Source organism: Burkholderia sp. YHN3-13, assembly GCF_055810675.1.
Map to the genome: position 1 here is coordinate 115,481 of NZ_JBVVNQ010000006.1, position 24,664 is coordinate 140,144.

The window sequence follows — 24,664 nt, forward strand, 5'->3', positions numbered from 1 at the left end:
TGCTGCCGAGGGTTCAATGTTCGACCGGATTCGCCCGCACCCGCGTCCCTGGACGCTGCTTGCCGCCGTCGCGCTCGTCGCGTTCAACGCCGGCTGCACGTCCCCGTCCGCGCCGTCGGGCGCCGTCGTCCCGGTCGCCGCCGCATCGGGCGCGGCCGTCCCGCTGCCCGGCGTTCACGCGCCCGAACTGTCGTCGGGATGGACCGACAAGCCAGGCTGGACCTCGCAGCACTTCATGATCGCGGCCGCGAACCCGCTTGCGACGCAGGCCGGCTACGACATGCTGAAGGCCGGCGGCACCGCGATCGACGCGGCGATCGCGACGCAGATGGTGCTCGCGCTCGTCGAGCCGCAATCGTCGGGGATCGGCGGCGGCGCGTTCATGCTGTACTTCGACGGCAAGACGGCGCAGGCGTACGACGGCCGCGAGACCGCGCCGGCCGCCGCGACCGACCGGCTGTTCTACGGGCCGACCGGCCAGCCGATGAGCTTCTACGAAGGTGTCGTCGGCGGCCGCTCGGTCGGCACGCCGGGCGTGCTGCGCATGCTCGACGCCGCGCACCGCGCGCACGGCAAGCTGCCGTGGCGCCGGCTGTTCCAGCCGGCCATCCGGCTCGCCGAGCGGGGCTTCACGATCAGCCCGCGGCTCGCGACGCTGATCGCGAACGACCGGTACCTGAAGAACGACCCGGCCGCGCGCGCGTACTTCTACAACGCCGACGGCACGCCGAAGGCGGCCGGCACGGTGCTGAAGAACCCCGCGCTCGCGACCGTGCTGCGCCAGGTCGCCGAGCGCGGCGCGAATGCGTTCTACAGCGGCGCGATCGCGCGCGACATCGTCACGAAGGTGCGCAAGCACCCGACCAACCCGGGCCTGCTGTCGCAGCAGGATCTCGCGCGCTACAAGGCGAAGGTGCGCACGCCGCTGTGCGCCGACTACCGGCGCTCGGTGGTGTGCGGGATGCCGCCGCCGTCGTCGGGCGGCCTCGCGATCGCGCAGATGCTCGGCATCCTCGAGGCGATGCCCGACTGGCAGCAGATCGGCGCGCAGAAGCCGGTGCGCAACGATGTCGGCTACGAGCCGACACCGTTCGCCGCGCACCTGTTCAGCGAGGCCGGCCGCCTCGCGTATGCGGACCGCGCGCGTTACGTCGCCGATCCCGATTTCGTGCCGCTGCCGGGCGGCAGCTGGGCGAGCCTCACCGACAAGACCTATCTCGCGCAGCGCGCGCGGCTGATCGGCGACACCAGCATGGGCGTCGCGCAGGCCGGCGCGCCGCAGGGCGCGACGCTCGCGATGGCCGACGATCGCAGCCCCGAACGGCCGTCGACGTCCGACATCGCGATCGTCGATCGCTACGGCCAGGCGCTGTCGATGACGTCCAGCATCGAGGATGCGTTCGGCTCGCGGCTGATGGTGCGCGGCTTCATGCTGAACAACCAGCTCACCGATTTCTCGTTCGTGTCGAACGACAACGGCCGGCCGGTCGCGAACCGCGTGCAGCCGGGCAAGCGGCCGCGCTCGGCGATGTCGCCGGAACTCGTGTTCGACAAGAAGACGAAACAGGTGACGATGGTCGTCGGCTCGGCCGGCGGCCCCGCGATCATCAACCACGTCGCGAAGACGCTGGTCGGCGTGCTCGACTGGGGCATGACGATGCAGCAGGCGATCGCGCTGCCGAACTTCGGGTCGATGAACGGGCCGACGCAACTGGAGCGCGGCCGCGTGTCGGAGGCGCTCGCCGATGGGCTCAAGGGCCGCGGGCACGACGTGCAGGTCGTCGAGATGAACTCCGGGCTGCAGGGGATCCAGCGGCTGAACGTGCAGGGGCAGACGGTGTGGTTCGGCGGCGCGGATCCGCGTCGGGAAGGGGTGGCGATGGGCGAGTGAGGGCGATGAGCGACAACTTCACGTGGCTGATCGACCCGGCGGCTTCGCTCGACGCAGCGCCTGCGCAAGCGCAGAACATGAGCGCGTGATTGCAGGCGGCGGGCATCGCCGGTACGGCGATGCGCGTCGGTGCCCCGACTGCCGCGCGACGCATTCGTCGCCGAATTCACCGCCGCTTACGCCCGGCCGCTGACGGTCGTGCGCCAGCCGATCCAGGCGTGCCGCGCGCTGCTTCAGCCGCGCCCCTTCCACGGCACGACGCGCCGCTCGACCCACCGCATCGCGAGATCGAACAGCCACGCGATCGCGCCGATGATCAGGATGCCCATCACGACGATATCGGTGCGCAGGAAGCTCGACGCATTGAGCACCATCTGCCCGAGCCCGGCCGTCGCGGCGACCATCTCGGCCGCGACGAGCGTCGTCCAGCCGAAACCGATCGCGATCCGCAGCCCGGTGAGGATTTCCGGCAGCGCGGCCGGCAGCACCACGTGGCGCACGATCTGCGCGAAGCTGCCGCCGAGCGAATACGCGGCGTTGATCTGCTCGACCGTCGCCGCGCGCACGCCGGCGCGTGCGGCCATCGCGATCGGCGCGAAGCAGGCGAGAAAGATCACGACGAGCTTCGCCGTCTCGTCGATGCCGAACCAGATCACGACGAGCGGCAGGTACGCGAGCGGCGGCAGCGGCCGGTAGAACTCCAGCAGCGGATCGAGCACGCCGCGCGCGACGCGGCTCACGCCCATCAGGATGCCGGCCGGCACGCCGATCGCGGTCGCGAGCAGGAACGCGCCGAACACGCGCGCGGCGCTCCACAGCAGATGGTCGGACAGCGGCAGGCCGCCCTGGATGCGCCCGTGCCACGCATCGACGAACGCCGCCCATACGGCTTCCGGCGCGGGCAGGAACAGCGGCGGCAGCCATTGGCGATGCGTCGCGACCCACCACAGCACGGCCAGCGCCGCGACCGTCGCCGCGCTCAGTCGCGCGGTCTTCCCTTCCCCCGGCAGCCGGTAGCGGCGCGACGACGGCGCACGACGCACCGCCGCCTCGTGTTCCGTGCGACCGCCCTGCTCGATACCCGCGGCCGTGCGATCGGCCGCCCACGAATCCTGCGTGCTCATGCTGTCCTGCCTGTGCAAAGTGCTGTTCCGGCCGCGCCCGACGGCCGCGCCGTGCCGCGCGAGTTCGCTCGTCATGCGTGCTCCGCGACGGCCTCGTCGCGATGCAGGTACGCGATCAGCCGCTCGCGCCACGCGATGAAATCCGGCGACGACTTCACCGCGCGCGCATCGCGCGATTCGACGTAGCGACGCGCGAACGGCAGCTCGAAGGTTTCCGCGATGCGCCCCGGGCCCGGTGTCATCACGACGAGACGCGTCGCGAGAAACAACGCCTCCTCGACATCGTGCGTGATGAAGAACACGGTCTTGCCGGTACGCGCCCACACGTCGAGCACGAGCGCCTGCATCGAGCCGCGCGTCATCGCGTCGAGCGCGCCCATCGGCTCGTCCATCAGCAGCACGCGCGGGTCGCTCGCGAGCGCACGCGCGATGCCGACACGCTGCTGCATCCCGCCCGACAGCTCGTACACGCGCGCATGCGCATGATGGTCGAGCCCGACGAGCGCGAGCATCTGTCGCGCCCGCGCCTCGCGTTCGGCCTTCTTCACGCGCGCGAAGCGCAGCCCGAGCGCGACGTTGTCGAGCACGTCGAGCCACGGCAGCAACGCGTATTTCTGGAACACGACGCCGCGATCGGCGCCCGGGCCCGTGACGGGCACGCCGTCGACGCGCACGTCGCCCGTCGTCGGCGCGACGAAGCCGGCCATGCAGTTCAGCAGCGTCGTCTTCCCGCACCCGGAGGCGCCGAGCGCGACGACGAATTCACCGGCATCGATACGCAGGTCGACGCGCGCGAGCGCCTGCGTCGTCGGCCTGCCGCGCTCGCCCGGATAGGCAACCGATACCTGACGGACTTCCAGCGTGCTCATGCTCGGGACTCCGCGATGATCGCCGCGCTCAGCGCGCGGCCTTCTGCACGAACTGCGGATCGACGCCGGCCGAATAGTCGGACAGCACCGTCTGGATCGTGCCCTGCGATTTGAGGAACGTGGCCGTGGCCGCGAGCGACTTCGCGGCGCCCGATTGCGCGCCGCCGCCGAGCCACGTCGGCGACGCCTGCTCGGCTGCCGTCGGAAACGCGTAGAGCGCGAGGCTCGCCGGCACGTCCTGCGCGTTCGCGCCCGACACCTTCGCGACCGCGGCGACCTGCGGCGAGCCGACCTTCCATGCCGCCGCATGCGTGCGGTAGTCGGCGTCCGCCGCCGCGAGCACCTTCACGAAGCGCGTGACGAACTCGGGATTCTCGCGCGCGAACTTGCGGCTCACGACGAAGCCGTCGAAGGTCGCCTTGCCACTTTCTTTCGCAACCTGGCCCGACGTCGTCAGCACGGTGCCCGACTGCTTGACCTTCGCGAGCACCGGATCCCAGATGTAGGTCGCGTCGATGTCGCCGCGCGCCCATGCGGCCGCGACTTCGGGCGGACGCAGGTTGACGATCTTCACGTCGTTCGGATTGACGCCCGCTGCCTGCAGCGCGACGAGCGTATGGAAGTGCGACGTCGATACGAACGGCACACCGATCTTCTTGCCCTTCAGCGAAGCGACGTTCGTGACGCCCGAGCCGTTGCGCGCGACGAGCGCCTCGGCGTCGTTGATGTTGTCGAGCACCCAGAACAGCGAGATGTCGAGCCCCTGCGACAGACCGGCGGCGATCGGGCTCGACCCGGCTTCGCCGAGCTGCACGGAGCCCGACGCGAGCGCGCGGATCACGTCGGCGCCGCTGTCGAGCTTGCGGAACGTGACCTTGTAGCCGGTCGCCTTTTCGACTTCACCGCTCGCCTGCGCGTAACGCCACGGCACGACCATGTCCTGGTACGCGATCACGACTTCGCGCGATTCGGCGTGCGCCGCGCCGAGCGCGGCAAAGGCGGTCAGCGCGACGACGGCGCGGCGGATGAAGCTGAAACGGGACATGCGGCTCTCCTTCGGAATGCGGGCATTGCTGCGGGAGAGCCGACTTTACGAGCTTTGTGTGCCGCGGGAGCGAACTTATCCTGCGAAGCTATCGATGCCGTTTCAGCTTTGCTTTCCACGTTCGACCGGATCGCGTGTCCGGTCGGGTGGCGATTGCCGTGCGGCAGCACGGACGGCCGGCGCGGCAACGAAAAAGCCCGCATCGCTGCGGGCTTGTTTCGACTGCATGAGACTGCTGCGCGAACGCGGCGCTCAGACCACGCCGGCCCCGTGCGCCTGCAGATCGGCGTGATAGCTCGACCGCACCATCGCGCCGACGGCCGCGTGCGTGAAGCCCATCTTGTACGCCTCTTCCTCGTACATCTTGAACGTATCGGGATGCACGTACGCGCGCACCGGCAGGTGGTGCTCGGACGGCTGCAGGTACTGGCCGATCGTCAGCATGTCGACGTCGTGCGCGCGCAGGTCGCGCATCACCTGCAGGATTTCCTCCTCCGTCTCGCCGAGGCCGACCATCAGGCCCGACTTCGTCGCGACGTCCGGATGCTGCGCCTTGAAGTCCTTCAGGAGCTTCAGCGAGTGCGCGTAGTCCGAACCCGGGCGCGCTTCCTTGTACAGGCGCGGCACCGTTTCGAGGTTGTGGTTCATCACGTCGGGCGGTGCGGCGTTCAGGATCGAGATCGCGCGGTCGAGACGGCCGCGGAAGTCCGGCGTCAGGATCTCGATGCGCGTTTCCGGCGACTGCTCGCGCACTTCGCGGATGCACTCGACGAAGTGGGCGGCGCCGCCGTCGCGCAGGTCGTCGCGGTCGACGCTCGTGATCACCACGTACTTGAGCTTCAGCGCGGCGATCGTGCGCGCGAGGTTCTTCGGTTCGTCGGCGTCGAGCGGATCGGGGCGGCCGTGGCCGACGTCGCAGAACGGGCAGCGGCGCGTGCACTTGTCGCCCATGATCATGAACGTCGCGGTGCCCTTGCCGAAGCATTCGCCGATGTTCGGGCAGCTCGCTTCCTCGCACACGGTGTGCAGGTTGTGCTCGCGCAGGATCGTCTTGATCTCGTTGAAGCGCGAGCTGCCGGTGGCCGCCTTCACGCGGATCCACTCGGGCTTCTTCAGCTTCTCGATCGGAATGACCTTGATCGGGATGCGCGCCGTCTTCGCCTGCGCCTTCTGCTTGGCGGTCGGATCGTAGGCAGCGGTGGCGGCCGAATCGGCCGGTGCGGGAGAAGCGGTAACGTCAGTCATTCGATTGTTCCAGTGCCTGCGGCTTGTCGGCGGCCGCGGATGCGCCGTCGAGGTTGGCGATCAGACGGCGCACCAGCGTGTGCGCGACGTCGTTCCAGTCGGCGGCAACCTCGAGGCTCGCCATGTCGACGGTTTCCAGTCCGGCATAGCCGCACGGGTTGATCGCAAGAAACGGGCGCAGATCCATCTTCACGTTCAGGCTGAGCCCGTGATAGCTGCAGCCGTTGCGGATCTTCAGGCCGAGGGCCGCGATTTTCGCGCCCTCGTGCACGCCGGATGCCACGTAGATCCCCGGCGCGCCCGCCTTGCGGACCGAAGCGAGATTATACGCCGCGAGGGTTTCGATCACGGCCTCCTCGATCTTCGTCACGAGCGTGCGCACCATCAGCTTGCGCCGGCGCAGGTCCAGCAGCAGGTAGACGACGATCTGGCCGGGGCCGTGGTAGGTGATTTGTCCGCCGCGGTCGACCTTCACGAGCGGCACGCCGCTGTCGGCCACCAGCAGGTGGGCCGGGTCGCCGGCCTGGCCGAGCGTGTAGACGGGCGAATGCTCGACCACCCAGATCTCGTCGCCGGTATCGGCCGTACGCGCGTCGGTGAACGCGCGCATCGCGTCGAAGCTCGTCTCGTAGGCCTCGAGGCCCCGCCAGCGCACGGTGACCGGCTGGGCCGGGGAATCGGCGGGCGATGCGGAAACGGCGACAGGGGTGGACACGATGTAAACCGGCGAAACGGACATGGACGGTAGTTTACCGAAAACCCATGGGTCTCGCCGGCCTTGGGACGGGGACGGATCGCCGGTATCCGTCGGACGACATGCAGGTCAGACCGTGCGCCAGCCGTCGTGGAACAGCGCGCTCACGCGTTCGCGCAGCCGTGCCAGCCCGCCGAGCGCGACCTCCCGGGGCGGCCGCGACACCGAGAACGCGACGCACGCGCCCTCGCGGCCTTCCGCGCTGAGCCACAGCCGCTCGCCGCGGCGCAGCTTCAGCGTCTCGCCGTCGACCAGGAAGTAGTCGTCGACGTCGTTGCTGCGCGTGGCCCAGACCGGCCCGCATTGAACGATCAGCCGCGTGCTGCGTTGTACCTTCATCGGTACGGTTTCGCCCGCCGGGATTTCGAACGTGACGCTTGAAGAGATTTCTTGCATGATCGACTCCGCCAATAAGTGCTTCGATGGCTACAATCGTAGACACTTCAAGGCGTCCGACAAAACGACCAATTTTCACGTCGATGTGAGGAAAATTAGCAAATGGACCTCCGCCAGCTGCCTGCGCTGAACGCGATTCGCGCGTTCGAAGCCGCCGCCCGTCACGAGAATTTCTCGCGCGCCGCCGACGAGCTGTACGTCACGCACGGCGCGGTCAGCCATCAGGTTCGCGCACTCGAGGAGGAGCTCGGCGTGCAGCTGTTCACGCGCAACGGCAAGCGGCTGTGCCTGACCGACGCCGGCATGCGCTACGCGCAGCAGATCCGCACCGCGCTGATGGTGATCGCGGACGCGACGCGCGAGGTGCGCTCGAGCGACCGCGACCGGCGGCTCGTCGTGTCGATGCTGTCGTCGTTCGCCGCGCGCTTCATCACGCCGCGCATCGGCTCGTTCATCGAGCGGCATCCGGAAATCGACGTCGAGCTGCAGTCGACCAACTCGCTCACCGATTTCGCGCGCGACGACGTCGACCTCGCGATCCGCTTCGGCTCCGGCACCTATCCGGGGCTGCACGTCGAGCCGCTGTTCGAGGAGGTGTTCTTTCCGGCCTGTGCGCCGACGCTGAACGGCGGCAAGCTGCCGCAAACGCCCGCCGATCTCGTCCACTACAACCTGCTGCGCTCGGACGACGAGCTGTGGCGGCCGTGGTTCGACGCGGCCGGGCTCGATACGCTGACCGAGCCGAAACGGGGGGTGCTGTACCAGGATTCGTCGAACCTGCTGCTGGCCGCGATCGACGGCCAGGGCATCGCGCTGGTGCGCCGCTCGCTCGCGGTACACGACCTGCTCGACGGGCGCATCGTGCGCCTGTTCGACATCGACGGGCAAAGCCCGTGGCACTATTTTTTCGTGTGCCCGCCGCCGCTTCTGAACACGCCGCGCGTGCAGGCGTTCAGGACCTGGCTGTTCGAGCAGGTCGTGGAATACAAGCGGCTGTGCGACGAGCTGGACGCGCGGCGCGCGGCGGGGAAGACCCCCGCCGAGTGCGCGCGGGAAGGAGGATGGAAAGCGCTCAGGCGGCTGGAAGGCGCTTAAAGAACGACCTTGACCATCGGATGGCCGGTCAGTGCGCGGTAGATGCTGTCGAGCTGTTCCTGGCTCGTCGCGCGCACGGTGATCGTGAGGCCCGTGTAATTGCCGCCGCTCGACGCGCGCTCCTCGATCTTCTCGACATCGATCTCGTTGTCGTGAACGGCCACGACCTTGAAGATCGTGTCCTTGAACTCCGGATGCGCCTTGCCCATGATCTTGATCGGGAAATCGCACGGAAACTCCAGCAGCGACTCCTTCCGGGTATCGATCGCGCCGGTCACCTCGATGGTTTTGGTCGGTTCGCTCATCACTTTCTCCGGGTTAGGTCAAACTGTTCAAACTCGCGTGCCTTCGCACGCTGGTACGCGTCGTACAACGCCGCGAACACGGGGCCCGGCTTGCCGCCCTGGACGGGCAGGTCGTCGAGCAACGTGACGGGCAGCACTTCCTTCGTGGCCGACGTGATCATGATCTCGTCGGCCGCGCGCAACTCCACTTCGCTGATCTCGCGCGCGACGAACGGGATCTTGCATTCGTCGGCCAGCTGCTCGACCAGCGCGTAGCGGATCCCTTCGAGGATCTTGTTGCTGCGCGGCGGTGCGATCAGCTCGCCGTTCTTCACGATCCACACGTTCGACGACGAACCTTCGGTCAGGTTGCCGTCGCGCAGCTGCAGCGTCTCGAACGCATCGCGCTCCGCCGCATGCTGCGCCATCAGCACGTTGCCGAGCAGCGAGATCGACTTGATGTCGCAATGCAGCCAGCGGCGATCCTCGGCCGTCACGCAGCGCACGCCCTTCGCGCGCTCCTCTTCCGACGGCAGGCGCAGCGGGCTCGTCATCGCGAACACCGTCGGCACCGCGTTCGCCGGGAACGCATGGCCGCGCTTCGCGACGCCGCGCGTCACCTGCAGGTAGACGAGCGCGTTGCCGTCGCCGAGGCCTTCGGCATTCGCCGCGACCACGCGCTCGATCAGCGCGCGCCAGCCGGCCGCGTCGTGCGGATCGTCGATGCCGATCTTCTTCAGGCTGCGCGCGAGCCGCTCCAGATGCTGATCGATCCGGAACGGCACGTGCGCGCCGTCGTGCGCATAAACGGGCACGACTTCATACACGCCGTCGCCGAAGATGAACCCGCGGTCGAGCACCGGCACACGGGCTTCGGACAGCGGCACCAGTTCCTCCTGCGACGCAACGCTGAGGTAGACGATCGGTTCGAATTCGGCTTGGCTCATAGTGATGACAGATGGGGATGAAGTCGTGAAAACAAAGGCCCGTCGGGCTTACTTCTTCTTGCTGAACATCAGCAGGATCGAGTCCCAGATACGCCCGAAGATACCCGCTTCCGGCACCGCCTGCAGCGCGACGACCGGGAATTCGGACAGCGTCTTGCCGTCGGCGACGATCTTCACGGTGCCGACCTGCTGGCCTTCCGCGAGCGGCGCGATCAGCGGCGCGTTGACGTCGACCTCCGTCTTGACCTTGTCGCCGAGGCCGCGCGGCACGGTCGCCCACTGGTCGCTCTTCACGCCGACCTGCACGGTGTTTTCCTTGCCCTTGTAGAGGCGCGGCGTCGAGATCGCCTGGCCGCCCTTGAACAGGCGCACCGAATCGAACGCGCTGTAGCCGTAGTTCAGCATCTTCATGCTGTCCTGCGTGCGCTCGCCTTCCTTCTGCTCGCCCATCATCACCGACACCAGGCGGCGCTGGCCGTCGACGCCCGGAATCGCGCGCTTCGCCGATGCGATCAGGCAGTAGCCGGCCGCCTGCGTATGGCCCGTCTTCAGGCCGTCGACCGTCGGATCCAGCCACAGCAGGCGGTTGCGGTTGCCCTGGCGGATGTTGTTGTACTTGAATTCCTTCTCCGAGAAGATGCTGTAGTACTGCGGAAAATCGCGGATCAGGTGCGCGGACAGCTTCGCGAGGTCGCCGGCCGTCGTGTAGTGGTTCGGGTCGGGCATGCCGTTCACGTCGGCGAAGTGCGTGCCCTTCATGCCGAGGCGCTGCGCTTCGTCGTTCATCAGCGTGACGAACTGCCCTTCGCTGCCGCCGACGAGTTCGGCCAGCGCGATCGCGGCGTCGTTGCCCGACTGGATGATCATCCCGTACACGAGGTCATGCACGGACACCGGCTTGTTCGCCTCGATGAACATGCGCGACTCGTCGCGGCCGACGCGGCGCACGGCGTCGCTCGGCGTGACGATCTGTTCCATCGAGATCTTCTTCTTGTCGAGCGCCTCGAACACGAGGTACGCGGTCATCAGCTTCGTCAGCGAGGCCGGCTCGACGCGTTCGTCCGCATTGCCCGATGCGAGCACCGTGTTGCTGGTCGCGTCGACGAGCACCCACGAGCGCGCGTTCACGCCCGGCGGCGGCACCGCGCCCGGCATGTAGGTCGCGGGCGCGCCGGTGAACTGCTCGGCGGCCGGCGCCGCATGCGCGGCCTTGGCCTTGGCGGCCGGTTTCGCCTCGGCGACGACGATCGTCGATGCGAGCGCGACAGGCAGCATCACGCCGAGCGCGACGTTGCGCGCGGCGGTGCCGAAGGCGATGGAGGAAGCGAGGGACTTGAGGCCTTGGGAAGACAGACGCATGATCGATTCAGGCTGATGGCAGAAAGTGCGGTGCGAAACGCGCAGGGTTGAACGGCAAGGCGGCGGGCGTTCCGGGCACGCGCCCGACAGCGTCGGGCGGCGGGAAACGCGCCGGTTGGACTCGTGCGGACGCGTTCGGTTCGCGGCCGTCGCGAGCGGGCGGACAGGCGGCGAAACGAGCGCCGCATGGGCCCAGCCGGGCCGCGGGCGACGCGGAATCCGGCCATTATACGTGGCCGCGCAGGGCGTTTTCGCGAACCTTGTGTCGCGTTCGGTGCGAAACGGTGTCGATGTGCCGGCCGACTCGCGCTCGCGGCATCGCGCAAACCGGCGCACCGCCCGGCCGCGCCGGGGCGCCAGGCGATGCCGCCACGGATGCGAAAAGACGGCACATCGAGGGCGGCGGAAGTCGAGCCCCGACCCGTCGGCGGACAGCGCGCCTCGGCCTCGGGCAGTTGCCGTAGGCGATCGCGCGTGAAGCCCGTCGAAAGGCGCGTGCAGGCGGCGTGCAAGTCGAAGCGAGCGCCGCGTGCGGCGCGATGCCGCGCGGGCGGGTCGCGCCCGCGGCAAGCGCGGGCACGCGCTGCGGGCACCGGCCTGCGGCCGTCACCCCCGCGCGCGGGCGCCGGTTACCGCCACGCGTCGACGATGATGCGCTTCAGCACGTGCAGCTTGCGATGCAGGAAATGCTCGGCGCCGGGGATCACGACGACCGGCAGCTCCTGCGGCCGCGCCCAGTCGTACACCGACGCGATCGGCACCGTGTCGTCGGTTTCGCCGTGGATCACGAGCGTGTTCTCGGGCACGTCGGCCACCTGCCAGCGGCTCGCGGCCGTGCCGACGAACACCATCCGCTCGATCGACTCGCCCGCGTCGCGCAGCCGCTTCGCGACGTGCGACAGCACGAAGGTGCCGAACGAGAAGCCCGCGAGCACGAGCGGCAGGTCCGCGTACGCGGGCTGCGCGCGCATGTGCGCGAGCACCGCGAGCAGGTCGTCGGCTTCGCCGGCGCCGTTGTCGTGCACGCCTTCGGTGGCGCCGACGCCGCGGAAGTTCGACCGGTAGACGACGTAGTTCAGCTGCACGAGCGTGCGCGCGAGCGTCTGCGCGACCTTGTTGTCCATCGTGCCGCCGAACAGCGGATGCGGATGGGCGACGAGCGCGATGCCGCGCGGCGCGACGCCGCTTTCGCGCACGGCATCCGGCAGGTCGACCGCGATTTCGATCTGCCCGACCGGACCCGCGATCAGCGATTTCTGCGTATGTACGTTCATTCGGCCGGCCCGCTCAGATCTTCAGGCGGTCGACGACCTTGCCGTCGCGCAGGTGCGATTCGACGATCTCGTCGATGTCGGCCTGGTCGACGTACGTGTACCACGTGCCTTCCGGATACACGACCATCACGGGCCCTTCCTCGCAGCGGTCGAGGCAGCCGGCCTTATTGATGCGAACCTTGCCGGGCCCCGCGAGGCCGAGTTCCTTCACGCGCTTTTTCGCGTACTCCTGCATGGTCTGCGCATCGCATTGCGCGCAGCTCGGACGTTCGGCGCCCGGTTCGCGCTGGTTCAGGCAGAAGAAGACGTGGTGCTGGTAGTAGGAATCCATGGTGGTGACGAGCGGCCCGGCGCGACGCCGTGCCGAAAAGAAGGGCGATGGATTGCCGTTGCGCGAGAGGCAACGGAGGATGCGGACGATTATAGCGACCGGCGCACGCGGCTGCCCGCGCAAGCGCCGCTGCCGCCCCACCCCGGCGGCCCGGTCAGCGGCGCAGCGCGCCCGGCAGCCACGCATGCTCGACGCGCTGGCCGAGCCAGATCAGCGCCGCATAGGGCCAGATCCACGCGAGCCAGCGCGCGATGCTGTTGAAGTGCACGTAGCGGCCCTGCCGCCAGCCCGACAGCGTGAAGTCGAAGAACGGGTTGACCGGCAGCAGGTTCACGAGTGCCACGCCGGCCAGCAGCGCCAGCGCCGCGAGCGCCGCGCGCCAGGTCTGCGGCACGCGCAGCGCGACGAGCGCGGCGGCGAAGCCGAGCTCGATGCCGAGCCGCGCGCCGGGCGTCGCCCACACGACGACGAGGCCGGTGGCCGACTGCATGAACGTCGCGGCCGCCTTCAGCACGAGCGTGACGACGACCAGCGCGACCAGCAGCCGGATGCGCGGCGCGCGTGGCCGCATCGCGAGCGACGCGATCGCCAGCGCGGCGAACAGCATCAGCCCGCCGAGCACGGCCTCCCACGCGGAATCGGACAGCCAGCCGTCGACCCGCTCCGGCCATTCGCTGACGCGCCACGCGGCCGGCAGCCACGCGAGCAGCGCGTCCTGCATCGACGCGTCGGCGCGTTCCCACAGCGCGGCCGGCCAGTCGCCGATGCCGAACAGGAACGGCGACGGAAACAGGATCGCGAACGGCCACAGCGCGGCCAGCAGCAGCGGTGTCGCGCCGTCGGCCTCGAACCACGCGAAACGCAGCCGGCGCAGCGCGCCGCGGTCGAGCAGCGCGCCCGTGGCCGGCGCGACGAGCGCCGCGCCCAGCAATGCGCCGAGCGCGTTGGCGCCGAGATCGAGATTCGACGCGACGCGCGTCGGCAGGTAGGTCTGCAGCGCTTCCATCGAACCGGACAGCAGCACGCCGAGCGCACCCGCGATCAGCGTCGCGGCCACGCCGCGCCAGCGCGGGTGCAGCGCGAGCACGCCGAGCGCGCCGAACGGCAGATAGCCGAGCACGTTCGTGACCACGTCGAAGGCGGTCACGTAGCGCTGCATCGGTGCGAACAGGTAATCGAACGGCCCGATGCCGAGCGACACCCAGCCGTCGAACGGATACAGCGACGCGTAGACGACGAGCGCCGCGTAAGCGGCGAAGGCTTGCCGCGCGAGCGGCGATGCGCGATGCGTGCCGGTCGCGTTCATCGCGGCTGCGCGGGTCGCGTCACGGCGTGCCCGCGTACGCCTGCATGCCGGCCCATGCGGCGATCTGCGACACGAGCTCTTCGCTCGCCGCCGCGAGCGCGCGCGCGCCGCCTGCGGCGTCCGGCGTGCTCGACGGTGCCCGCGCGACGAACGTGCGCTGGCCGAGCACCTTGCCGTCGAGCGTCAGCGTCGCGCGCGCGGTCACCGCGCCGTGGCTCTGCGACTGCCCGTCGAACACCTGTTCGAATTCGTTCAGGTCGACCTTGAGGGTCGGCGCGCGCACGCCGTCGGCCCCCTCGAGCACCGCGCCGCGCGACGACAGCGCGCCGCGCAGCCGCTGCGTGAGCAGTTGCGCGGGCGGCGCGGTCCAGCGACTGTCACGATAGGCGGCCACGTGCTGCGCATCCGCGTAGGCAAGGCGGTACGCGAACTTGTCCGAGTCGAGCGCGTCGGGCGCGACGACGTCGAGCACCTTCAGCGCGGGGCCCGAACCGGCCGTCACGACCGACGACGGTGGCCCGAGGTCGTAGCGAACATTCGACAGCACCGCGCTGTTGCCGGCGCAGCCGGCCGCCAGCGCGAGCGTCAGCACGGCAAGCGCGGCCGCGGCGGGACGCAGCGCGCGGTCAAGGATTCGTGGCATGGCATGTTCCTGCATGAGGTTTCCGGTTTCGATAGGCGTCATGGCCCGGCCGTTTCCGGCCGGACGGTCAATGGATGCGCGCTTCATTTCCCGGCGGTCGCACCGGGCCAGACGAAGCCCGCTTCGCCGGGCCCCGGCGCCGCGCCGGGCGAACCGAACAACAGACTGCGCGGGTTGCGGCCGAGTTCACCGGCCACGTCCTTCAATTGCCGCGACGCGTCGCCGACGCTGCCGGCCAGCGAATTGAAGCGCGGCAGCGTGTCGTACTGCACGCGCGCGTTCAGGTCGTTCAGCGCGACGCCGACCTGCTCGGCGGCCGTACCGGCCTTGTTCAGGTTCGACACGAGCGGCCCGTTCGGCTGCAGCAGCGTGTTCGCCGACGCCATCGCGCGATTCACCTCGTGCATCGTCTCCGGCAGCGCGGTGACCGCCGGACCGAGCTGCTTCGTCAGCGTCGCCGCGCCGTCGGCCGCGTGCTGCAGGCTCTCTGCCGTCGCACGCAACTGCTCGCGCATCTCGGGCGACATCAGCGCGTTCGCGCTCTTGGCCGCCAGCTCGAGCTGGCGCAGCAGCACGTCGCCGCGCTCCTGGATCTGGTCGAACAGGCTCGGCCGCATCGGGATCTGCGCGATCGACTTCGCCGACGACGGCAGCGGCGCCAGGTCGCGCCCCGTATCCTCGAGCTGCACGAACGCGATGCCCGTCACCCCCTGGAAGCCGAGGCTGCCGTAGGTCGACTGCGTGATCGGCGCGTCGTGGTCGACGAGGATGCGGATCCGGATCTGGCCCGGATGCGTGCGGTCGAAACCGATCGACTGCACCTTGCCGACGTCGAGGCCGCGAAAACGCACGGCCGCGTCCGGGAACAGCCCCGTCACATTGGTGCGCGCGAGCAGGTCGTACGGCACGCGCACGGTGCGGTCGACGTTGAACCAGAACACGGTGCCCGCGATCGCGAGCGTCAGCGCGATCGTGAACAGGCCGGCCCAGAACGCATGTGATTTGTTTTCCATCAGAGGGTTCCTTGTCCTTGCCTGTTACAACTCGACGCTCGACAGCGCCGGTTCGAGGGCCGCCTTCGGCAGCTTCGCGCGCCGCTCGGGCGGCAGCGCCTGCAATGCGCGGCGCCCGCGCAGCCCCAGGAAATATTCGTGAATGAACGGATGGTCGACGTTCGCGGCCTCCTCGACAGGCGCGGCGACCAGCACCTTGCGGTCGGCCAGCACCGCGACGCGGGTCGACAGCGCGACCATCGTGTCGAGATCGTGCGTCACCATCACGACGGTCAGCCCCAGCGTGCGGTGCAGCGTCGCGATCAGTTCGACGAATTCGTCCGACGCCTGCGGATCGAGGCCGGCCGTCGGCTCGTCGAGGAACAGCAGCTCGGGCTCGAGCGCGATCGCGCGCGCGATGCCGACCCGCTTCACCATCCCGCCCGACAGCGCGGCCGGCATCTTCGACGCGTGCTTGCACGGCAGGCCGACCATCTCGAGCTTCAGCATCACGATGTCGTGCAGCAGGTCCGGCGGCACGCGGCCGAGCTCGCGCAGCGGCTGCGCGACGTTGTCGAACACCGTCATCGACGAGAACAGCGCGCCCTGCTGGAACAGCATCCCCGAGCGCGTGCGCATCATCCGCGCGCTCGCGTCGTCGATCGTCGCCGTATCCTCGCCGAATACCTTGATCGTGCCCGACGTCGGCCGCTCGAGGCCAAGGATCTGCCGCACGAGCGTCGTCTTGCCGGAGCCCGAGCCGCCGACGATCGACACGATCTCGCCGCGCCGCACGTCGAAGTCGAGCTTCTGGTGAATGATGTTGCGCCCGTAGCGCTTGGTCAGGTTGCGCACCTCGATCACGAGGTCGCCGGCGTCGGCCTCCCCGGCCGGCCGCGGGCCGACCGACCCGGCGCCGATGGCCGCCGCATGCGCGGTCGTTTCGTTCGATGCGTTCATCCGAGCCCCACGTTCTGGAACAGGATCGCGAACACCGCGTCGGCGAGGATCACGACCGTGATCGACGACACGACCGACGTGGTCGTGCCTTCGCCGAGGCTCTGCGAGTTCGCCTTGATCCGGAAGCCGAAATGGCACGCGACCAGTGCGATCAGCATGCCGAACACGACGCCCTTGCCGACGCCGATGTACAGGTTCGCGATCGGCACGACGCCCGGCAGCGAGCGCACGAAATAGTTGACGTCGATCCCGAGCACGAGCTTCGCGGCCAGCGCGCCGCCCGTCAGCGCGATGATGTTGGTCCACATCACGAGCAGCGGCATCGCGATGCCGAGCGCGAGCACGCGCGGCAGGATCAGCCGCAGCCCGTGCGGGATGCCCATCACGCGCATCGCGTCGAGCTCCTCGGTCACGCGCATCACGCCGATCTGCGCGGTGATCGCCGAGCCCGAACGGCCCGCGACGAGGATCGCCGACAGCACGGGGCCGAGCTCGCGGATCACCGACAGCCCGAGGATGTTCACGATGTAGCGGTTCGCGCCGAACATCTGCAGCTGCTGCGCGGACAGGTAGCTGAGCACGATGCCGATCAGGAACGCGACGAGCGCGGTGATCGGCAGCGCCTGCGCGCCGGCGCTGTAGATGTTCGCCGAGGTTTCCTTCCACGGCATCGTCCGCGGGCGGCGCAGCACCGACAGCGCATCGAGGATCACGAGGCCGAACATCGCGATGCCGCCCTGCAGGTGCTCGCCGAACGCGAAGATCGCCTGGCCGAGCCGCGTGACGGGATCGACGCGCACGAGCCGCTCCGGCGCCTCGCGGCCGCTGTCGAGCCGTTCGATGCGCTCGAAGATCGTGCGCTGCGTGGCGCTCAGCGCGACGCCGGCCGGCAGCTTGCGCCCCCACACGCGCCACAGCGCCTGGCCGCCGACGTGGTCGAGCCGCTCGATGCCGGACAGATCCCATTCGCTCACGCGGCCGGTGGCGATGCCCGCGATGCGGCGCGCCACGGCGCCGCGATTGCGCGCGAGCGCGAGCGCGGTCCACTGGCCGTACAGGCGCACCGTCTGGCCCTGGCCGCCGGCGTCGACCGAGAGGCCGGGAGGAGTCTCGAAGTCCAAGGGCAGGTTGTTTGCAAAAGGATGACAGCGGCCATTGTAGCGAACCGCCCGATGCCGCGACGTGACGATTTCCGCGACCGCGCCGGGCGGGGGCGCCCCGCCGCGGCCGCCCGATCCGGGCCAGCCCGGCGCCGCCGTCTGCCGCGGCCCGATGCCGGCCGCCGGTTGGCGGTTGACCGCTGCCGGCGTCGTGACCTTTCATTCTTCCGTCACGTTTCCTTTCGATACTCTCTCGCGCCGCACATCAGGCCGTCGGCGCGCCGCGCCGCCATTCGCTGCATCCCTCGCGTTTCATAAAACAGAACACCGAACAGGACAACCGATGCGCTTCCCCCCGTTTTCCCGCCGCCACGTACCGGCCGCCGCCGCGCTCGCCAGCCTCGCCTTCGCCCTCGCCGGCTGCGGCGGCGACGACGTCACCGCCACGCAACCGTCACAGCCGCAGGCCCAGACGCCCGTCGGCACGACGGCCACGCTCGCGCTGCTCGAGACGACCGACCTGCACACCAACGTGCTGTCATACGACTACTTCAAGCTCGCCGCCGACAATTCGCTCGGTTTCGAGCGCGTGTCGACGCTGATCGCGCAGGCGCGCAAGCAGTACCCGAACACGCTGCTGCTCGACAACGGCGACACGATCCAGGGCACCGCGCTGTCGGACTACCAGGCGCTCGTGAAGCCGATCGGCTGCGACCAGACGCTCGCGATCTACAAGGTGATGAACGCCGCCAAATTCGACGGCGGCGGAATCGGCAACCACGAGTTCAACTACGGGCTGCCGTACCTGTCGCAGGTGACCGGCAACACGTTCGAGGTCGACGGCCTGCCCGCGCCGGCCCAGCAGAAGAAGTGCGCGGGCCCGAACTTCCCGCAGGTGCTCGCGAACGTGATCAGCGCGAAGACCAACGCGCCGCTGTTCACGCCGTACACGATCCTGACGCGGACGGTGACGGCCACGACGCCGGACGGCAGGACGGTCAGCGCGCCCGTGAAGATCGGCATCATCGGCTTCACGCCGCCCGCGATCATGAACTGGGACAAGCGCTGGCTCGACGGCAAGGTCTACACGACCGGCCTGAAGGAAGCCGCCGAGAAGTACATTCCGGAAATGCGCGCGAAGGGCGCCGATCTCGTCGTCGCGATCTCGCACGGCGGCCTCGACAATTCCGCGTACTCGCCGACGATGGAAAACGGCAGCTGGTGGCTGTCGAAGGTGACGGGCATCGACGCGATGCTGATCGGCCACTCGCACCAGGTGTTCCCGGACGCGAACAGCACCGTGTCGCAGTTCAACCTGCCGGGCGTCGACAAGGTCAAGGGCACCGTCAACGGCGTGCCGACCGTGATGGCCAACTACTGGGGTAAGCACCTCGGCGTGATCAAGCTCGGCCTGAAGTTCGACGGCAAGACATGGAGCGTCGACCCGTCGCAGACGACCGTCGAGGCGCGGTCGATCCAGAATGCCGACAAGAGCTACGTCGCGCCCGATCCGTCGGTGTCCGCCGCGATCGCCGCCGAGCACCAGGCGACGATCGACTACGTGAAGACGCCGATCGGCTCGACCGACTACCGGATGAACTCGTACTTCGCGGATGTCGGCGATCCGGGCGCGATCCAGATCGTCAACGAGGCGCAGGCCGATTACGTGAAGACCTACGTGCAGGCGAACCTGCCGCAGTACGCGTCGCTGCCGGTGCTGTCGGTCAGCGCGCCGTTCAAGAGCGGCTTCGGCGGCGGCACCGACTACACCGATGTCGCGCCGGGCGCGCTCGCGATCAACAACGCGGCCGACCTGTACCTGTATCCGAACACCGTGTACGCGGTGAAGGTGAGCGGCGCCGACGTGAAGAACTGGCTCGAGACGGCCGCGAAGCGCTTCAACCGGATCGACCCGACCAAGGCGACCGTGCAGCCGCTCGTCAGCACCTTCCCCGGCTACAACTTCGACATGTTCACGTCGGCCGACCTCGCGTATGAAATCGACGTCACGCAGGCCGTCGGCAGCCGCATCAAGAACCTGACGTACAAGGGCGCGCCGATCGATCCGAACGCGCAGTTCATCGTCGCGACCAACAACTACCGCGCGAGCGGCGGCGGCAACTTCCCGGGCCTCGACGGCAGCAAGACGATCTTCGCGTCGCCCGACGCGAACCGCGACGTGCTGATCGCGTTCATCAAGAAACGCGCCGCGATCACGCGTGCGGCAGACGGCGCGCAGCGCAGCTGGCGCTTCACGAAGCTCGCGAGCTCGGTCGCGCACGTGCAGTTCGCGTCCGCGCCGAACCGCCTGGGCGACGCAGCGGCGGCCGGCCTGACCGGCATCACGCAGGTCGCGGCCGACGACGGCTCGGGCAAGAACCTCGCGACCTACGAGATCGACCTCACGCAATGAGACATCCGATGCAACCGATCCGGACGATGCGGCCTGCCGAAACCGGCGTCGCCGCCGCCGCGCGGCGCGTGCTGCGCGCGAAACTCCCGCCGGCCGCCCTGCTCGCGGCGGCGGCCGTGACCGTCGCGGCCGTCGTCGCGGCGACCGGCCTGCGCGGCAACGGCCCCGCGCCGAGCGCCGCGCAACTCGACGAGTGGCAGGCGATGGTCACGCAGGCCACCGAGCCGCACGCGCTGGCGCAATTGCGCACGCTCGCGCGCCGCGGCTCGGGCGCCGCGCAGGCGGCGCTCGGCATCGCGCTCGTCGACGCGCGCGAACCGGGGCTGCGCGACGAGGGGCGCGGCTGGCTGGAAACGGCCGCGACGGCCGACGGCAAGGCCGACGCGCCGGCCGCGAGGCGCGCGCAGCTCGCGCTCGGCAAGGCGCTGCTGCTCGGCAGCAGCGACATCCCGAAAGACTACGCACGCGCCCGCGCGCTGCTCGGCGCGGCGGCCGGACAGGGCGACCCGGCCGCCGCGTATTACCTCGGGCTGATCTATCGCAGCGGCTACGGCATCGCCGCCGATCCGGTGCAGGCCGCGCACTGGTTCGAGATCGCGTCGCGCGCGGACATCCCGGCCGCGGATTTCATGCTCGCGAACGCGTACCGCGACGGCAGCGGCGTGCCGCGCGACGACGCGCGCGCGCTGGCGCTCTATCGCCGCGCCGCCGAGCACGAGCTGCCGGAGGCCGTGCAGACGCTCGCGATGGCCTATCGGAACGGCGAGCTGGGGCTCAAGCCCGATGCGGATGAATTCCACGCGCAGTGGATCGAGACCGCGCATGCGCTGAAGCATCCGGTTGTCGCGCCGTGACGAAAACCCGGAAAGCGACGCATCAGCTCCGTCGCTTTCCGTTACTTGGCACGTTACCCATCGATGCCGGATGGTGCGGGGGCGTAACCCGCGAATCAAAGCGCCGCGGCATGCGTCTTCGCGCCGCATACGCCCTTGATCGGCTCGAAGGAAGCCGGCTTGTTGTTGCCTTGCTTGACCGGCAACATGTATTCGATGCGGCAGATCGAGCGGGCGTCGTCTCCCCACTTCACCGTGAGCTCGCCCTGGTCCTTCAGGCCGCGCACGAAGATCTTGCTGGCCTGGCCGACGACGCCGAGGCTCTTGCCGGTATCGTCGGTCACGGCCGCACCGAACGGCAGCGGCGTGCCGTCCGCCCGGCGCGCCTGGATCACGGCGGCGCGCCCGATATCGGTGTCGAACCTGAGCAGCGGCACGGCGCCGGCGCGCGGCGCGACCTGCTGACTCGTTTCCTTCAGTTCGACATCCATCGAGATGCCTTTCGGGTCGAGTTCGACCGTGTTCATGTTGTACGGCGTGAGGTAAGGCACGATCGCGTAACCGCGGTGGTCGACCCGCGCGCCCGACGCGCTCGTGAGCCGTGCACCCTCCGCGCCCTTGGCCTCGACGATGGCGAACGTTTCCGACAGCGGTTGCGACAGCGTGATGCCGCCGCCGTGCGCGACCGCCGCGCCGCGAATGCCGACCGAACCCTGCCGGTAGTTCGAACTGCCGCCGGCACTGACGTTGAACTCGGCGAAGCGTGCGCGATATGTGACGTTGCCGCTGCCGTCGGTGCTCGCGCTGCCCTGGCCGTTCGTGTGGTTCGCGGCGACGCTGTACGACAACGCGTTGTCGACGCCGAGCGAGCCGGACAGCATCGATTGCAGTTGCGTGCGGCCTTGCGTGTCGTGCGACAGGTTGCTGGTCAGCATCGTCGAGCCGGACTTGCCGAACGGAATCGTCGCGCTGGCGTAGTACAGCGTGCTCATGTTGCCGCCGACATTGCGCTGGCGCGTGGCGGACAGGCTGTACGAGATATTCCGGAACGAATTGTTGTAACCGACCGAGTAGTCGATATCCGAGCCCGAGCGGTTCCAGTAACTGGCGGCCGACGCGGTCAGGCTCAATTGCCCGCCCGATTTGCCGAGGCGCTGGCTGACCATCAGCGATGCGCGATTGCGCTGCCGCCAGACGGTGTCGACCGAATAGCCGTTGCGGACCGAGTCGCGGGCGCTCATCGCGTCGTTGAGGTTGAAATAACCGTTCGTCGAGTAGCGGTATGCGGCGATCGATACGTCGGTGCCGGTCGAGGCGACGGACTTCGAATAGCTGATCCGCAGGCTCGAGCCGCTGAAGCGTTTCACGCCGGGAACCGACGTGACGGCCTGCGTGAAGTCGAGACCGAGCGCGCCGACCCGCGTAGTGAAGGCGCCACCCAGCATCGCCGCCGTATAACCGGCCGCAACCGTCACGCCACCGTATCCGGTCAGCAGGTTCGTCAGGCCGCGCTGATAGGTGGCTTGCGCGAACAGCGGGTTGCTCGTGCCCTGCTGGTTGCGCAGCGCGCCCGCGACGAAGCTGTAGCGCTGGATACCGGGTCGCAGCGACAGCGGAACCGCCGCATAAGGGACGGAGAACGTATGGACGGAACCGTCCGCCTCGGTGACGGACACGCGCAAGTCGCCGCCATAACCGGTCGGGTACAGGTCGTTGATCTCGAACGGACCGGCCGAGACGGTCGTCTCGTACAGCGTCACGCCGTTCTGGCGGATCGTCACCTTCGCGTTGCTGTTCGCGACGCCGCGTACGACGGGCGCGTAGCCGCGCATCGAGTCGGGCAGCATCCGGTCGTCGGTCGACAGCCGTACGCCGCGAAACTGGGCCGAGTCGAACAGCTCGCCGGACGTGAACGTTTCGCCGAGTACGAGTTGCGACGACAGCGCGGGCAGATCGCGCTGCACGTAGGTCGACACGTTCTGATAGCGGCTGCCGCCGCGCTCGGACCACGAGTACGAACCATTGTGGCGGAAGTGCCAGTTGCCGATATTGACGCCGCTGTTCAGCCCGAGATAACCCTGCGTGTCCGCACGGCTGCCCTTGACCTTCGAACTGTAGACGTTCAGGTTGTAATCGAGCATGCCGACAGGCACGCCGTCGTCCCACTGGTCGGGGCTCACATAGCCACGCGCACGGCGTACCAGTGACGCCTGCGGGATGCTGAGCGTCAGGCGCTGCTCGCTGAAGTCGAACGACGCGCTTGCCTCGGACACGAGCTGGCCGATACGCCGGCATTCTCCGTCGATCGTGACGGCCTTGACGGTTTGCGCGGGAAGTTTCGTGAAATCGATGCCGATACGGCGCAGCGTTTTCTCGTCGAAGCAAGGCTGCGCGTCCGGCGTGCCGGGCGCGGCCTTGAATTCGATGTCGTATCGACCGACCCAGTCCTCGCCGACGACGAGATCGACGGCGTAGGTACCCGGCGCGGTGACGTTGCCGCGCGCAAAGCGCGTGATGTCGACTGCCTGGCCTGCGCCGTTGCTCAGGAAGTCGGGGTCGAACTGGGCCTGCGCGACGTCGATCTGCGCGACCTGTAACGCTTCCCGGGCAGCGGGCACCGCGGTGTCGGTGTTTGCGCGGCTGTCGATCGACCAGACGGCAAGGGCGGACAGCATCAGCACGGACATCGGCTTGAGCCGCGGCAATCGGGTCTCATCCGGACGAAGATGTCGGATCGACGATGTCATTCCTGAGGACTCCTATTTGCGTCGGATTGAAATCGAAAACACGGGCCGGGACATGGGCGCCCGATGGGCGCGGATGGCAAGGGCGCTCCGGGAGAGGCAAAAAGGCCATGAAGCGGCGCGCGCCTGCGCAATCACGCACGACGCGTTACACGAGTAGGCGCTGTGTCAGGCAGCCCTGCCGGCGAGCAGCCGGCTCGGCGTCATTGCATCGAAACGGGCATCTCGTGGTTGGCCGAGGCGCCCCAGTCGTTGATGCTGCCGAACCGGACACGCGCATCGGCCGCGGGCGGCGCCTTGAGGTCCGGGACCGGGAAGGCCTGGGTGCCGCCCGGCAGGACGTAGCCCGCGCCCGCATCGTATTGATGGCCGCTCGATTGAAGCTGCACGCTGCCCAGGTTGACGACGTAGGGCGTCGGATTGGTCGCGTTGAGCACGTAATGACCGCCGGTGCCGCGCGCGACTTGCCAGCGGACCTGCGCCGGCGCGTTCTGCGCGCTGCCGGGCAGGTTCTGCGGGCGGAACATGATCTTGATGCGCGTCCGGAACGCGACCTGAAGCTGGTTGCGCTCGGCGTTCGCGATCTTCGGGGGGATTTCCAGCACGTTGAGCCAGAACAGCGATTCCTTGTCGGCAGGCAGTGGCTCGTTCGCATACAGCAGCCGCAAGGTTTGCCCCTTGTTCGGCTCCATGCGGAACATCGCCGGCGTCAGCGTGAACGGCACGTCGACGGCTTCCGGCGACGCATGCGCGTCACCTTTGTCGATCCAGGCCTGGATCAGCGCCGGCCCCGGACCATCGTTCGTCAGCTTGATCGTCATCTCGCGCTCGTTGCTCGGAAAAACGACGCGCGTCGCGGAGAGCACGACGCTCGCGCAGGCTTGCGAAGCAATCAGGACGGTGGCCAGAGCGACGGTTTGGAGCGATTTTCTGATGACGTTCATGTGAACTCTCGAAGGGTGCTGGTCGTTGATGTCGACGGGCGGCAAGGGGATGGCCCGCGGGGCGGCATGCATCGGCACACCGCCCCGGGCCCGTCGAACGAGCGGGCCGGAGCAA

22 protein-coding genes are annotated in these 24,664 nt (G+C 68.7%); 4 read left to right on the top strand and 18 right to left on the bottom strand.

All coding sequences use genetic code 11. The features are described from left to right. The first annotated feature begins 16 nt into the window (after positions 1 to 16). On the top strand, positions 17 to 1,891 hold the full coding sequence (ggt, locus tag AC0KUR_RS16275) for a gamma-glutamyltransferase (protein ID WP_473376173.1): 1,875 nt from the start codon (positions 17 to 19) through the stop codon (positions 1,889 to 1,891). 233 nt (positions 1,892 to 2,124) lie between these two features. Here ggt and AC0KUR_RS16280 read toward each other — a convergent pair whose 3' ends face one another. From AC0KUR_RS16280 to AC0KUR_RS16305, 6 genes are all read right to left on the bottom strand, one after another. Next, positions 2,125 to 3,090 (bottom strand): ABC transporter permease subunit, encoded by a 966-nt coding sequence (locus AC0KUR_RS16280; protein ID WP_049028830.1) that lies wholly within the window; start codon positions 3,088 to 3,090, stop codon positions 2,125 to 2,127. After that, entirely contained in the window at positions 3,087 to 3,884 is a 798-nt protein-coding gene (locus tag AC0KUR_RS16285) for a taurine ABC transporter ATP-binding protein (RefSeq protein WP_034189203.1), read from the bottom strand. Before AC0KUR_RS16285 ends, AC0KUR_RS16280 begins: the two co-directional genes overlap by 4 nt. Before the next feature lie 28 nt (positions 3,885 to 3,912). Beyond that, positions 3,913 to 4,929, bottom strand: a complete 1,017-nt coding sequence (gene tauA, locus AC0KUR_RS16290) for a taurine ABC transporter substrate-binding protein (protein ID WP_034189202.1) — start codon at positions 4,927 to 4,929, stop codon at positions 3,913 to 3,915. Positions 4,930 to 5,181: 252 nt separating this feature from the next. Next, positions 5,182 to 6,174, bottom strand: coding sequence for a lipoyl synthase (gene lipA / locus AC0KUR_RS16295; RefSeq protein ID WP_034189201.1), 993 nt, complete (start codon positions 6,172 to 6,174; stop codon positions 5,182 to 5,184). Next, complete coding sequence (lipB, locus tag AC0KUR_RS16300; RefSeq protein ID WP_124608983.1) at positions 6,167 to 6,913, bottom strand: lipoyl(octanoyl) transferase LipB; 747 nt, start codon at positions 6,911 to 6,913, stop codon at positions 6,167 to 6,169. Before lipB ends, lipA begins: the two co-directional genes overlap by 8 nt. A gap of 84 nt (positions 6,914 to 6,997) precedes the next feature. Next, positions 6,998 to 7,324, bottom strand: coding sequence for a DUF2917 domain-containing protein (locus AC0KUR_RS16305; RefSeq protein WP_473376174.1), 327 nt, complete (start codon positions 7,322 to 7,324; stop codon positions 6,998 to 7,000). Between the two features lie 102 nt (positions 7,325 to 7,426). Between AC0KUR_RS16305 and AC0KUR_RS16310 the strand changes: the two genes are divergently transcribed. Continuing rightward, the gene (locus AC0KUR_RS16310; RefSeq protein WP_034189199.1) at positions 7,427 to 8,419 is read left to right on the top strand and encodes a transcriptional regulator GcvA; all 993 of its coding nucleotides are present in this window, start codon (positions 7,427 to 7,429) and stop codon (positions 8,417 to 8,419) included. On the opposite strand, the gene AC0KUR_RS16315 is transcribed toward AC0KUR_RS16310, so the two are convergent. The 10 genes from AC0KUR_RS16315 to AC0KUR_RS16360 form a co-directional block, all read right to left on the bottom strand. Beyond that, positions 8,416 to 8,724: an HP0495 family protein gene (locus AC0KUR_RS16315; protein ID WP_034189198.1), complete on the bottom strand. Its 309-nt coding sequence runs from the start codon at positions 8,722 to 8,724 to the stop codon at positions 8,416 to 8,418. The genes AC0KUR_RS16310 and AC0KUR_RS16315 overlap by 4 nt on opposite strands. Then, a complete protein-coding gene (locus AC0KUR_RS16320; protein WP_034189197.1) occupies positions 8,724 to 9,650 on the bottom strand; it encodes a D-amino acid aminotransferase in 927 nt (308 codons plus the stop codon). Before AC0KUR_RS16320 ends, AC0KUR_RS16315 begins: the two co-directional genes overlap by 1 nt. A 48-nt stretch (positions 9,651 to 9,698) precedes the next feature. Beyond that, on the bottom strand, positions 9,699 to 11,009 hold the full coding sequence (locus AC0KUR_RS16325) for a D-alanyl-D-alanine carboxypeptidase family protein (protein ID WP_034189196.1): 1,311 nt from the start codon (positions 11,007 to 11,009) through the stop codon (positions 9,699 to 9,701). Between the two features lie 629 nt (positions 11,010 to 11,638). Next, the gene (locus AC0KUR_RS16330; RefSeq protein WP_124670228.1) at positions 11,639 to 12,283 is read right to left on the bottom strand and encodes an alpha/beta hydrolase; all 645 of its coding nucleotides are present in this window, start codon (positions 12,281 to 12,283) and stop codon (positions 11,639 to 11,641) included. Positions 12,284 to 12,296: 13 nt separating this feature from the next. Continuing rightward, complete coding sequence (locus AC0KUR_RS16335; protein ID WP_011694422.1) at positions 12,297 to 12,614, bottom strand: (2Fe-2S) ferredoxin domain-containing protein; 318 nt, start codon at positions 12,612 to 12,614, stop codon at positions 12,297 to 12,299. A 154-nt stretch (positions 12,615 to 12,768) separates the two neighbouring features. Next, positions 12,769 to 13,920, bottom strand: a complete 1,152-nt coding sequence (locus AC0KUR_RS16340; RefSeq protein ID WP_049032354.1) for a VanZ family protein — start codon at positions 13,918 to 13,920, stop codon at positions 12,769 to 12,771. A 19-nt stretch (positions 13,921 to 13,939) separates the two neighbouring features. Continuing rightward, on the bottom strand, positions 13,940 to 14,578 hold the full coding sequence (locus AC0KUR_RS16345) for an ABC-type transport auxiliary lipoprotein family protein (RefSeq protein ID WP_425551658.1): 639 nt from the start codon (positions 14,576 to 14,578) through the stop codon (positions 13,940 to 13,942). Between the two features lie 68 nt (positions 14,579 to 14,646). Further along, a complete protein-coding gene (locus AC0KUR_RS16350; protein WP_034189193.1) occupies positions 14,647 to 15,576 on the bottom strand; it encodes an MlaD family protein in 930 nt (309 codons plus the stop codon). Between the two features lie 24 nt (positions 15,577 to 15,600). Then, positions 15,601 to 16,515, bottom strand: a complete 915-nt coding sequence (locus tag AC0KUR_RS16355) for an ABC transporter ATP-binding protein (RefSeq protein WP_034189192.1) — start codon at positions 16,513 to 16,515, stop codon at positions 15,601 to 15,603. Beyond that, positions 16,512 to 17,636 (bottom strand): MlaE family ABC transporter permease, encoded by a 1,125-nt coding sequence (locus AC0KUR_RS16360; protein WP_034189191.1) that lies wholly within the window; start codon positions 17,634 to 17,636, stop codon positions 16,512 to 16,514. Before AC0KUR_RS16360 ends, AC0KUR_RS16355 begins: the two co-directional genes overlap by 4 nt. A 322-nt stretch (positions 17,637 to 17,958) precedes the next feature. Between AC0KUR_RS16360 and AC0KUR_RS16365 the strand changes: the two genes are divergently transcribed. Both AC0KUR_RS16365 and AC0KUR_RS16370 read left to right on the top strand, forming a co-directional pair. After that, complete coding sequence (locus tag AC0KUR_RS16365) at positions 17,959 to 20,028, top strand: bifunctional 2',3'-cyclic-nucleotide 2'-phosphodiesterase/3'-nucleotidase (RefSeq protein ID WP_473376175.1); 2,070 nt, start codon at positions 17,959 to 17,961, stop codon at positions 20,026 to 20,028. An 8-nt stretch (positions 20,029 to 20,036) separates the two neighbouring features. Then, entirely contained in the window at positions 20,037 to 20,882 is an 846-nt protein-coding gene (locus tag AC0KUR_RS16370) for a tetratricopeptide repeat protein (protein WP_069706677.1), read from the top strand. Positions 20,883 to 20,977: 95 nt separating this feature from the next. On the opposite strand, the gene AC0KUR_RS16375 is transcribed toward AC0KUR_RS16370, so the two are convergent. Both AC0KUR_RS16375 and AC0KUR_RS16380 read right to left on the bottom strand, forming a co-directional pair. Next, positions 20,978 to 23,548, bottom strand: a complete 2,571-nt coding sequence (locus tag AC0KUR_RS16375) for a fimbria/pilus outer membrane usher protein (protein ID WP_473376176.1) — start codon at positions 23,546 to 23,548, stop codon at positions 20,978 to 20,980. A 260-nt stretch (positions 23,549 to 23,808) separates the two neighbouring features. Next, positions 23,809 to 24,549: a fimbrial biogenesis chaperone gene (locus tag AC0KUR_RS16380; RefSeq protein ID WP_473376224.1), complete on the bottom strand. Its 741-nt coding sequence runs from the start codon at positions 24,547 to 24,549 to the stop codon at positions 23,809 to 23,811. Positions 24,550 to 24,664 lie beyond the last annotated feature (115 nt).